Consider the following 12,032-nt stretch of genomic DNA (forward strand, 5'->3'; position numbering starts at 1 on the left):
TCATAACGCAGACTTTAGGGATTGTAAATAGGAAAATTCAGACTATTTAACCTCTGTTTTCAGGAGTACTTTTGCCCAGGTTTCCGCACTTAAGTCGAGATGTTTTTTCCAAAAAAGGGAAAACCCACGAAAGCATGTCCTTAAAAACTGTTTCTAAATCAAAATCTAATTATTCTCTGCTATATTTCATTCCAACTGTAAAAACTTCAAATCCTAGCTTTTCGTAATAGGGAGCTTTCTTTTCTTCGCTTAATAATTGTATATGCAAATTTGAGGCTCTACCCTTTTCTACAAGCCTTTTGACAATTTCTCCCCCTATTCCTTGGCTTCGATAGTCAGGGTGGACGATGACCCCACAAATATATCCGTTTATAAGTCCGTCCGAAATGATTCTTCCGGTACCGATTAGCTGTTCTCTATCATAAGCACTAATAACTGACCAGCTTTGAACCATAGCCCTATGTAAAAGCTCCTTCGGCAATTTCAAGAAGTCATTCCAGCCTTCAAGCTGGTAGAGCTGATAAAGTCGGTCAGGAGTAGGAACTTCAGTTGTATAATTAATGGATTTTTCCCCCATATTTATCCCCCTCATTCATTGATATAAAAATAATTCCCTATTTCATTTAGAATTCCTTTAATATGTAAGTTACTCATAAATACTCGAAAAAAACAAATTATATGAGGTATAATATATGCTGAAAACAAGTAGCATTTGCCAAATTGGAAAGAAAAAGTATTGAAAAAATAACCTATTTCGTATTAATATTTTTTATGTAGATTTAAAGTAGAAAGAGAGTGGTCAATATGGGCCGTAAATGGAATAATATTAAAGATAAAAAGGCATCAAAAGATGCAAATACTAGCCGTATATATGCTAAATTCGGAGTCGAAATTTACGTTGCTGCCAGACAAGGCGAGCCAGACCCGGAAGCCAATCAGGCATTAAAGTTTGTATTGGAAAGAGCTAAAACATACAATGTTCCAAAACATATTATTGACCGTGCGATCGACAAAGCTAAGGGCGGTTCAGACGAGAACTATGACGAGCTTCGCTACGAGGGCTTCGGTCCTAACGGCTCAATGGTCATCGTTGATGCGCTGACAAATAACGTGAATCGTACAGCATCAGATGTGCGTGCGGCATTCGGGAAAAACGGTGGAAATATGGGAGTAAGCGGATCAGTAGCTTATATGTTTGATGCTACTGCTGTTATTGGCCTTGAAGGAAAATCAGCCGATGAAGTGCTTGAAATCCTTATGGAAGCAGATGTAGATGCACGAGATATTTTAGAAGAAGACGAGGCTGTTATCGTCTATGCGGAACCAGATCAATTTCATGCCGTGCAGGAAGCATTTAAAAATGCAGGTGTAAATGAATTTACAGTTGCAGAAATTACGATGCTTGCCCAAAACGAAATTCCATTGCCAGAAGATGCACAAGCAAAATTTGAAAAAATGATTGATGCCCTTGAAGATTTAGATGATGTGCAGCAAGTGTATCACAATGTGGACTTTGGTGAGTAAAATGAGTAACCGAAATGGAGCGTTGTTTAATGACAATGCTCTATTTTTTATTTCTACAAGGATTCTCTTTACACTTAATGAAGAACTACTTTTTCATTACCCGCCAAATCTCTCTTTTGCTAATTGTGGTAAAAGAGCAGCGCTTCTATTGCCCGTCAGCCCCCGTATTTTTTCTTTTGTGGTAAAAGAGGAGTCCTTTCATTGCCCGTAATCATCCAATTTTGCTATTTGTGGTAAAAGAGCTGCCTTTCCATTGCCCGTCAGCCCCCGCTTTTGCCTTTAGTGGTAAAAGAGCAGTCCTCTTATTGCCGTAAGTTCCTCCTTTTTGCCTTTAAAAGTAAATATACTACTCGAAATCCCCTTGTTTCCCTTATTTTACTAAATGGTTATTAGCCTTTATGATGATAGTAAGGCATCACATAGATTCCAAATTTTTTAGAGTAAGGATGATCATCTGAATGAAAATTTTACTCGTAGAAGATGATAAGACGATTGCATCGGGACTTGAATATTCACTTCAGCAAGAAAATTATTCCCCCATTATTTGTCACAATGCCGCAGTTGCCAAAGAAGTGATCACAAAAGAATTAAATCAGATCCATTTATGCTTGTTTGATTTATCTCTCCCAGATGGTAGCGGGTATGAATTGTGCAAGCTAGTGAAGGAGCGGAGCGATGTTCCTGTCATTTTTCTCACAGCGATTGATGATGAAGTGAATGTCGTAATGGGATTAGATATGGGAGCGGATGATTACATAACGAAGCCTTTTCGTATTCGCGAGCTTCTTTCCAGGATGAAATCTGTGCTAAGAAGGTACAATAAACAATCCACGACAGCTAGTCTTGAGCTGGGAAACATCAAAATTAATACACTTGAAGGAAAGGTTTATAAAAATGGGAATGAGGTTGTTTTGACAGCATTAGAATATCGTCTGCTGCTCATCTTTTTCAATCATATCGGACAAGTGTTAACAAGAAATCAGTTATTAGAACAGATTTGGGATGTGGCAGGGGACTTTGTGAATGATAATACTTTAACGGTTTATATTAAAAGATTGCGGGAGAAGCTTGAGGATCAGCCGCAACATCCAACGATTATTAAGACAGTACGCGGCTTGGGATATAAGGTTGGTGATTAGCTTGCTTCGGAATAATGAAGTGAAAGTACTTATACTTACATTGTGCTCTATTAGCATTGCCGCCATTGTCGCAGCCTCTTTTATCTCCTTTGCAGCCGTAATTCTTGTTTTCGTAACCTCTGTTTTGCTAGTGGGAGTCAGCTTATGGTTCACAGGCTGGAGATACCGAGAAATCGAAAAGCTATCCGGTTATTTACGGCAAATTAGCGGAGGCGATTATTCACTAGATGTTCGCGATAATCGTGAAGGCGAGCTGAGTATTCTAAAAAACAATATTTATAAAGTGACGCTTATGTTATCCTCCCAGGGAACTTTATTAGAGCAGGATAAAATCCGTTTAATGAATGCGATATCAGATATTTCCCATCAGCTAAAAACGCCGCTTACCTCCATGGTTATGATGGCCGATTTATTAAGTGAACCGAAGCTTCCTATTGAAAAAAGAACAGAATTCACGCGCAATATCCAAACACAGCTTGAAAGAATAGAATGGCTCGTTTCATCCTTATTGAAACTATCAAAAATTGATGCCGGAACTGTTCAATTCAAAAAAGATCAGATCTTAGTAGAAAAACTAATAGAAAAAGCACTAGAGCCTATGCTTATTCCAATGGATATTAAGGAACAGACTCTTTCGATAAAGGGCGAGAAAAATGTTTCGTTTTGTGGTGACCTTAATTGGACAGCAGAGGCACTCATTAATATTTTGAAAAATTGTATCGAGCATACGCCAAATGGAGGCACGATTTTCATCTCTTTTTCCGAGAATGCTTTATTTACTGAGATTGTCATTGCTGATAATGGCAAGGGGATTCCGAAAGCGGATCTGCCTTATATTTTTAAACGTTTTTACAAAGGAAAAAATGCGGGGGAGGACAGCGTTGGGATTGGTTTAGCTATGGCCCATAGCATTGTCGCGACTCAAAACGGTGCAATCGATGTGAAAAGTGAGAAAGAGAAAGGGACACAGTTTACGATAAAGTTTTACAAGCAAGTAATTTAGGAGGCTATATTCGTGATTATTATGCCATGCTTGCGAACCGGTTTTATTCGGGACGAAAACATGAGTATGATCGCCAACAAAATTCATTAATAAAGCCATTTCGCAAAGTGACTAAATTGTCACTTGAAAGTCACTCCATAGTCATTTTAGACAGATAAAATGAACTCATCAGTTACATAATGGAGGGTTTACAATGGGAATTTTGAAAATAGAAAATCTGTCTAAAATTTATGGCAAAGGGGAAACGGCGGTTAAAGCACTTGATGATGTTTCTTTCTCAGTCGAAAAAGGTGAGTTTGTAGCCATTATCGGTCCATCAGGTTCAGGAAAATCAACACTGCTTCATATGCTTGGAGGCGTGGATAGACCAACGAGTGGAAGAGCGCTAGTGGACAATACTGATATTTATCAGCTTAATGAAACACAGCTTGCCATTTTCAGACGCAGGCAAATAGGGCTGATCTATCAATTCTATAATCTAATCCCAGTTCTAACGGTTGAAGAAAATATAACTTTGCCGTTGCTTCTAGATGAACATAAGGTTGATAAAAAGCAGTTTGATGAGCTCGTAAAAATTTTAAACTTGCAAAATCGTTTAAACCATTTGCCGAATCAGCTATCAGGCGGGCAGCAGCAAAGGGTTTCTATTGGCAGAGCGCTTATAAGCAATCCAGCCATTATGCTGGCAGATGAACCGACTGGCAATCTTGATAGTAAGAACAGCGGGGAAATTATTGATCTGTTAAAGATGTTTAATAAAACCTTTAATCAGACTTTGATTGTTATTACTCATGATGAACGAATCGCTTTGCAGGCTGACCGGGTCATTTCTATAGAGGATGGAAGGATCGCCAAGGACGAGGTGATTCGACCATGAATATTGTCAATAAGTTAACAATTAGACATTTAAAGCAAAACAAGAGAAGAACTTTAGTTACGATTATAGGTGTTATCATTTCTGTCGCGATAATTATGGCCGTGACAACGCTAGGTATCTCCTTTTTAGATTTAATGAAAAGACAGACAATCGCAAATGAGGGAGAATGGCATGTTCTTTATAAGGACGTAAATAAGGAACAGCTAGAGGCGATAAAAAGTGATGAAGATTCAAAAAAAGTCATCTTAACAAAGGATCTTGGCTATGCCTATTTGGCAGGGAGCCAAAATGAAAATAAACCATATTTATTTATAAAAGCATATAATTCTGAAGGGCTGCAAAATTTCCCTATTGAGTTAAGCAGGGGAAAGCTGCCAAAAGCAGAAAATGAGGTTGTTCTTTCAGAAGAAATTGTGAATAATGCTCGGGTTGAATACAAGCTGGGAGATCAAATAAAGCTTCAAGCTGGGGAAAGGCAAATAACTAATCAGGAAGGCTTACTAGTCCTATCTCAAACCGATCCATTACAAACAGAGAACGGAAAAATAATTGAAACATTAGAAGAAAAGAAAACAGAAAACTATACAGTTGTTGGCATTATGAAGAGGCCTGAATGGGAGCCAACATGGTCACCAGGATATACAATTATCACCTATATAGAAGATAGTAAAATAGGTGCAGAGGATAAGACAGATGCGGCGGTCATTTTAAAAAAGGTAAATCGCTCTTTATATGCTCATGGTGAAGAATTCGCTGAAAACAACAAGATTAACAAGGTTTATTTTAATAATAATTTATTGCGCTATTACGGGGTAACGAATAATGACAACTTAAATGCTACGCTTTTTTCTTTATCGGCCGTCATTATGACAGTTATTATCGTTGGCTCTGTTTCACTCATCTATAATGCATTTGCTATTTCAGTCTCAGAACGTTCCCGACATTTAGGCATGCTGTCGAGTGTTGGAGCAACGAAAAGGCAGAAGAGGAATTCGGTATTTTTTGAGGGCTTTGTAATAGGTGTAATTAGCATCCCAATCGGAATATTAGGAGGTCTTGCTGGGCTTAGCATAACCTTTTTGTTCATTAATTCCATTATTCAAGGGGCATTAGGAGTTACTCAGAAATTAGAAGTGACCCTTACACCAATGACGATCTTCATTGCCTGTGGTGTATCCATTTTGACGATCTTTATTTCAACGTATATTCCGGCGATTAGAGCCTCGAAAATTTCTGCTATTGATGCCATTCGGCAAACTTCAGACGTCAAACTGACTGGCAAGGCTGTGAAAACATCAAAGCTCATTCGCAAGCTATTTGGGTTTGAAGCAGAAATAGGGCTAAAGAATTTAAAAAGGAATAAACGAAGATACAAGGCAACCGTCTTTTCACTTATTATCAGCATTGTACTATTTTTAGCTGTTTCATTTTTTACTGATCATTTAAAGAAATCTCTCGTTCTATCGCAGGATGGTATAAATTATGATCTACAAGTGTCATTGAACTCAAAGGAGTCTGCTGATGATGTAAAGCTAATACAATCGTTTGCAAATCTGGACAATGTGACAGAATCTAATTTTACGAGGAAAATAAGAAATGTGAATTCTTGGATAGAAGAAACATCTATTACGGATATACTGAAGGACAGTGTCAAAAACGATAAAAGTATATTAAAGGATGGAAAGTATCCATACTATATCAATTTAATATCTTTAGATGAAGAAAATCTTCGCTCCTATGCACAAACGGCTGGTGTGGAGTATGAAAAGTTATTGAATCAAGATCAATTTGCAGCAATTGTCATTGATACCATTCCATACGAGGACAATGAAGCGGAAAAGTTTGTGGAGATGAAGGCCGTTTATAAGGAAATTGGCGATGTCATTGAGCTGAACTATATGGATACGTTAACAGGAAAAGAAGAATATTTAAATCAAGTTGTTGTTGCCGGACTGACAGGTCAGCATCCAATGGGCGTTATGCCTGCTGGGCCTGGTGGACTGAATTTGATCGTTTCTGAAGATGTGATGGAAAAGATTGTAGGCGAAAATAATGTGATGGATATACAGACTGCTCTGTTTCTAAAAAGCTCAGATCCAATGGAAACACAAGAGAAAATTGAAGAATTGAAAGAGAGCTATATGTATGTCTTCAATATTTATTTAGGAAGACAGCAGGAAGAACAAACGATCATGATTATGTCCGTCTTTACTTACGGTTTTATTGTTTTAATAACGGCGATTTCAATCGCAAATATATTTAATACAATTTCAACGAGCATTTCCCTTCGAAAACGTGAATTTGCGATGCTGAAATCAGTCGGAATGACACCAAAGGGCTTTAATAAAATGATTAATTATGAAAGCATTTTTTATGGAATCAAGTCATTGCTTTATGGCCTGCCAATTAGTGTGGTTGTCATGTACCTCATTCATCAATCGTTAATGAACAGCTTCAGCTTTAAATTCACGCTTCCTTGGATCGATATTATTTTCGTCATCGCCGCTGTATTTATAATTGTTGGCGCCGCCATGCTATATTCCAGTGCGAAAGTGAAAAGAGAGAATATTATTGATGCTTTGAAGCAGGAGAGTATTTAAAGGTTTAAACGCCCATCTGCATAGACAGTTGACCATGAAGGTAGTTATAAAAGGTTTAAAACGCCCCTTCGTACAGAAAATCCGCCTCAAAGGTAGTTAAAGTAATATCGCAATTGACGGGGCAAAAGTAATTGTGAAGATTTGTACTTAAACTTGGGGGGGTCAGTGGAAGAAAGTAAAAACTTTTTAAGCAATAAATTTATCCCTAGGTTAAAAAAGGCTTTCGATCCTTTTTGTCCAATCCATTAGATGCTTCCTTTCATATGTTGAAATGCAAGTATTTTTCGTGATGAAAGAGGTGAATTTTTCTATGGGGATTAGAAATAAATGTGATAAATGTATATGCGATCAACTAAGTATGTTGGAAGAAAACACAGATGTAGACATCATTGTAGGCGGTGTAAGGCTGGAAGATATAACTTTTAAAAACTTTGACAACAATAATTGCTGCGCCGAGTTTGAAGGTGTAGAAGAAGAAGAGGGTCAAACAATCACTTTAACTATTTTTGTAGATTGCCGTGATATTCAAGCGCTTCTTATTGAAAAAAACTAAATTAGTGGGGCTGACGGGTGCTTTCCTTCAAGAAGGAATAGCACCCTTTATAATTGATGTAAATGAGCAGTATACTTGAATACGATTAATGATAAAATTGAGAAGTATGAAAGACGTGAAAAAGAATATAAACTAGTTGGTTACGATGAAATGGGTATTAAGATGAAGAAAGGGAGTGCAAAACTATGGATTTTGAAACAGTTATGCAAGAGCTAGAAGCCCTTGGGAAGGAACGAACTAAAAAAATATACATATCCAATGGTGCTCACGAGCCGGTTTTTGGCGTGGCTACAGGTGCTATGAAACCAATCTCAAAGAAAATAAAAATAAATCAACATTTAGCTGAAGAGCTTTTTGCGACAGGTAACTATGATGCCATGTACTTTGCAGGTATTATTGCAGACCCAAAAGCCATGACTGAGTCAGATTTTGATCGTTGGATAGATGCATCGTATTTTTATATGTTGTCCGATTATGTAGTGGCAGTCACTTTATCTGAGTCAGATATTGCACAAGACGTTGCTGATAAGTGGATTGCAAGCGGTGATGAGCTGAGAATGTCAGCGGGCTGGAGCTGCTACTGCTGGCTTTTAGGAAATCGCAAAGACTATGAGTTTTCCGAAAGTAAGATTTCCAATATGCTTGATAATGTAAAAAATACCATTCATGATTCGCCAGAACGCACGAAATCCGCTATGAATAATTTTCTATATACCGTGGGGATTTCCTATTTGCCGCTTCATGAAAAGGCAGTCGAGACCGCAAAGGACGTAGGTATAGTAGAGGTCAAACGTGACAATAAAAAAAGCAGCTTCCTAAACGCATATGAAAGTATTCAAAAAGAAATTGATAGAGGGAAGCTTGGTTTCAAACGAAAATATGTAAGATGTTAATAATTTGCTTTGCATCGGGGTGTTGATCCAAGAAGGATTGACGCTCTTTTTTGTAGAAGTTACTGAGCTAAAATATTTTTATAGAGAGGGGAGATTCTATGGAGGTTATTCATAAAATAAATGATATTAATTTTGGGGTTGCAACCCAATTTGATAGTAAGTATCTTACTCCGATCATACAAAATTTATTGCTTAAAGCGGAAAATGAATGGGATGACTATAATGAAGTATATCACTGCTGTCAATTAATTGAGAATGTCAGAAAAAATAAGAATATGAAAATGGATTTCCATGTAATGATGGAAGATAAAAATTATTTAGGAATTGCTCTTGTTACTAGCGGAATTATCGATTATAAAGTCTTTTTTAAAGAGCCTATATCTATAAGTAAAAATGATAAAGATGTCTTGATATTTAACTATTTTCATATATCTCAAGAAGGTAGAGGGAATGGCCAAATATGGTTTAGAGATATCATTATGCCGTATTATAAATCAAAAAATTTTAAAACAATATATGTAAAATCAAGTCATCAAAAGGTATTTTCAATGTATTGTCGTTTAGGTACAGAAATTGGAGAATATACGAGTAGTAGTGATAATCAGTTATTTATGAGGAAAGGAAAAATATTCAAAATTACACTTTAAGCTCTTTCCAACCAAGCACGGTTATTAAAAAAATTTACACTTTCCGTTCTTGGTGGAGGAATTCCTCTGTCCAAGACGGAAAAGTTATAGGGGCAGTAGGAGTACGGCAGCACAGTTCCACATGATGTGCAAGTTGCAGTTGAAGCTGTGGCTGTCCCTGCTTTACTACCGATATGATAATTTACAATATCCCCAATTACCACTGCGAAAAAATAGATAATGAATAGTAAAAAAATGTTAAGTTACCCCCATCGCGGCAAGAGCACCACATGCAAACAGTAAAGAATCACCCACCCGGTAAGAAAGGGAAAATCACAATTCCCGTTTCCACAAATACGATTAAAAATACAATTTTTCAAGTCTTTTGTAATAAAAAGGACTTTCTCGTTAAAAATAGCACAAGTAAAAGCAAGCAAAGAACCATTAGGACATCCATCCATTCATAATAAGGCGACATGTCGTTATTAATCGCTACATCGACTATTTTAGAACTTGAGGCTCCGCCATCGGCACCGAGGTAAAACCATGAAAAATCCCAAAACCAATGAATTCCTGCCACAAACCATAAGGATTGAGTCACGACATAACAAATAGCAAAAAACAATCCTGCAAAGAAAAGAAAGCCTATTCTAGAAATATCGAAATTTCCATCAATCAAATGCGCCAGAGTAAATAAAACTGCACTAATGAATACAACGGACATGGATGAATGAGGTAACATGCCTACAAGATAACCACGGAATACTATTTCTTCAGCAAAACCGATATATGCTGTTGAAATCAATAAAATAATAGTCGAAAGAATGAGTGCATTCGTATCTACAGATAGATATTGTATTCTAATTGTACCTGTGCTGTACATTACGCTGAATCGAAGTGTTTGATAGAGTATTCCTATTAAGCAACCAAAAAGAAAATAACGCAACCATCCATTTTTCACTTGTAGCCCTAATTGAGACAGACCGCCTAACCTTAGCCATTTGGATATAAAGTGCATTAAAATAATTGAGCACAAGGCAGAAATAGCCCATAATATGTCGTTCTTTTGTGTGACAGTAAAGATGATTGTACGCCAAAGGAATACGAATCCTAAAAATCTAAATACCACGAGTTTCCTCCACACTTTTAATCATTAGTATATTTATCAACCCTATTTACTTTGTGGATAACAAACTTTTCATTATCAACTTAAATTTGATTTTCTATTCTTTACCTATTTTTATTGATATTTCTTTAAAAATGTCCGGCCAGCTATCTATATTTCCCGGCGATTTACCCGTTCGTAAAATAACAATATTATTTTCCGGAGACATATATAGGCACTGTCCATACTTTCCCATTGCAAAAAAGTCTAAACTACCATTATGATTCGGTGTACTATACCACATGTATTTATATCCTATATTACTATTTTCTAAGAATGAGCCTTTATATTCACCATTATTTAAAGGGAATTCGCTAAGTGTAGATAGTTTTATCCATTTTTCATTTAGTATATGCTGCCCATTCCACGTACCACCATTAATTAACATGCTGCCTATCTTTATAAAATCTATTGCTTTGAAATTAATACCGCTTTCCATTTTTTCAAAACCTGATTCTCTACTATCTAGACTCCATGAGGCATCACTTTCAGCTCCGATTTTATTCCAAAATTCCTTTTCGAAGTATTCCGATACATGTTTACCCGTACTTCGCTCCAGAATAATGCCCAGTAATAAAGGATGATAATTATTATAATGAAATTTACCTTGGTATTTTGACGTCAGATTTTTATGAGTCAACGCTAAATTACGTAAATCAGGCATATAATACGTTTTAGCATCATCTCCAAACCAGATATTCCCTTCCTCATAGCTGATGTTTGAACGCATCAAAAGTAAATCTTCAATTGTAATCCTCTCCATATTTGTTCCTTTGAACTCAATTATATAATCAGCAATGGACTGTTTTACACTTTTAATATAACCATCTTCAATCGCCATTCCAATTAACAACGAATCGATTGACTTAGCCATTGAGAATGATGTATTAACCGTTTCCTGACCATATCCGTTGTTATATTCTTCTAGCACTACTTTGTCATTGTAGACAATAATAAAAGACGTGGTATTAGTCTCCTCCAGTATGGTATTCAATGGTTTTGTTCTGCCTTTTCCTTTATATGTATAGTCTATTGGCATGACTTTTAGAGATGCATCCAGGTTGTATTTGTAATGATAGGGCTGAGAGCTTTTTTGAATAATCCGCTCAGGAAATACTTTGTAATCCATTACATCTGAATTTCCATTTACTATCGTCCTAAAAACATATTGTGGGGAAAATATTAATGAGGAAACCAATACAAGAAGAACTGAACAGATCAAGAGAATTATTAAGAAACTAAGTAATAGCTTGGTAGTTTTTTTCTTCATTTTACCTCCTTAATTTCTAAAAATAATGCGACTGGAAAGTTATTATTAATTCATTAAGTGAGAAAATGGCTAAAAGAACAGATTTTTCTGTTCTCCATTAATCATTCTTTTCTTTACTCTCTTTATGCAATTTCCTGTTTACTTTGTATTGTTTAGATATCCCTTTAATGATAAAGAAACCTATAATTAAGGCAAATAAGTTTAGTGAATCACCGAAATTAATAGATAGACTAAAGTTGTTATTTATATTTATATCATTCCTGTTTTTGGCAGTGCCTTTAGAATACTCTTCCTGGTTATTCAATTTTATACCCCCAATTTGTCTATACTACTTTCGCGATTGGTGCCCCTTATACATTGATATAATATATGAGCGAATAAA

General features: G+C 36.3%; 12 protein-coding genes and 1 pseudogene. 8 read left to right on the forward strand and 5 right to left on the reverse strand.

The window, feature by feature from the left end; all coding sequences use genetic code 11:
* Positions 1 to 169: 169 nt before the first annotated feature.
* Complete coding sequence (locus V7149_RS02025; RefSeq protein ID WP_335343997.1) at positions 170 to 577, reverse strand: GNAT family N-acetyltransferase; 408 nt, start codon at positions 575 to 577, stop codon at positions 170 to 172.
* Positions 578 to 804: 227 nt separating this feature from the next.
* Between V7149_RS02025 and V7149_RS02030 the strand changes: the two genes are divergently transcribed.
* The 8 genes from V7149_RS02030 (at position 805) to V7149_RS02065 (ending at position 9,236) form a co-directional block, all read left to right on the forward strand.
* Entirely contained in the window at positions 805 to 1,524 is a 720-nt protein-coding gene (locus tag V7149_RS02030) for a YebC/PmpR family DNA-binding transcriptional regulator (protein ID WP_335343998.1), read from the forward strand.
* 458 nt (positions 1,525 to 1,982) lie between these two features.
* A complete protein-coding gene (locus V7149_RS02035; RefSeq protein ID WP_335343999.1) occupies positions 1,983 to 2,663 on the forward strand; it encodes a response regulator transcription factor in 681 nt (226 codons plus the stop codon).
* A 1-nt stretch (position 2,664) separates the two neighbouring features.
* Positions 2,665 to 3,666: a sensor histidine kinase gene (locus V7149_RS02040; protein WP_335344008.1), complete on the forward strand. Its 1,002-nt coding sequence runs from the start codon at positions 2,665 to 2,667 to the stop codon at positions 3,664 to 3,666.
* Positions 3,667 to 3,859: 193 nt separating this feature from the next.
* Positions 3,860 to 4,543: an ABC transporter ATP-binding protein gene (locus V7149_RS02045; protein WP_335344000.1), complete on the forward strand. Its 684-nt coding sequence runs from the start codon at positions 3,860 to 3,862 to the stop codon at positions 4,541 to 4,543.
* Complete coding sequence (locus tag V7149_RS02050) at positions 4,540 to 7,143, forward strand: ABC transporter permease (RefSeq protein ID WP_335344001.1); 2,604 nt, start codon at positions 4,540 to 4,542, stop codon at positions 7,141 to 7,143. The genes V7149_RS02045 and V7149_RS02050 overlap by 4 nt, the downstream gene beginning before the upstream one ends.
* Positions 7,144 to 7,453: 310 nt before the next feature.
* Positions 7,454 to 7,696, forward strand: a complete 243-nt coding sequence (locus V7149_RS02055) for a penicillin-binding protein (protein WP_335344002.1) — start codon at positions 7,454 to 7,456, stop codon at positions 7,694 to 7,696.
* Between the two features lie 185 nt (positions 7,697 to 7,881).
* Positions 7,882 to 8,589, forward strand: coding sequence for a DNA alkylation repair protein (locus V7149_RS02060; RefSeq protein WP_335344003.1), 708 nt, complete (start codon positions 7,882 to 7,884; stop codon positions 8,587 to 8,589).
* A gap of 98 nt (positions 8,590 to 8,687) precedes the next feature.
* The gene (locus V7149_RS02065; protein WP_335344004.1) at positions 8,688 to 9,236 is read left to right on the forward strand and encodes a hypothetical protein; all 549 of its coding nucleotides are present in this window, start codon (positions 8,688 to 8,690) and stop codon (positions 9,234 to 9,236) included.
* 149 nt (positions 9,237 to 9,385) lie between these two features.
* On the opposite strand, the pseudogene V7149_RS02070 reads toward V7149_RS02065, so the two are convergent.
* The 4 genes and pseudogenes from V7149_RS02070 to V7149_RS02085 all read right to left on the reverse strand — a co-directional run.
* A pseudogene (locus tag V7149_RS02070) lies at positions 9,386 to 9,588 on the reverse strand (cytochrome O ubiquinol oxidase); the annotation flags it as partial.
* A gap of 3 nt (positions 9,589 to 9,591) precedes the next feature.
* Positions 9,592 to 10,344: a CPBP family intramembrane glutamic endopeptidase gene (locus tag V7149_RS02075; protein WP_335344005.1), complete on the reverse strand. Its 753-nt coding sequence runs from the start codon at positions 10,342 to 10,344 to the stop codon at positions 9,592 to 9,594.
* Positions 10,345 to 10,438: 94 nt separating this feature from the next.
* On the reverse strand, positions 10,439 to 11,650 hold the full coding sequence (locus V7149_RS02080) for a serine hydrolase domain-containing protein (RefSeq protein ID WP_335344006.1): 1,212 nt from the start codon (positions 11,648 to 11,650) through the stop codon (positions 10,439 to 10,441).
* Between the two features lie 97 nt (positions 11,651 to 11,747).
* Positions 11,748 to 11,954 carry a hypothetical protein gene (locus tag V7149_RS02085; protein WP_335344007.1) on the reverse strand — a complete coding sequence of 69 codons (207 nt, stop codon included), beginning with the start codon at positions 11,952 to 11,954 and terminating at the stop codon, positions 11,748 to 11,750.
* Positions 11,955 to 12,032: the final 78 nt, after the last annotated feature.

It is taken from the genome of Bacillus sp. JJ1503, from assembly GCF_036965125.1.
Taxonomy (GTDB): Bacteria; Bacillota; Bacilli; order Bacillales; family Cytobacillaceae; genus Cytobacillus.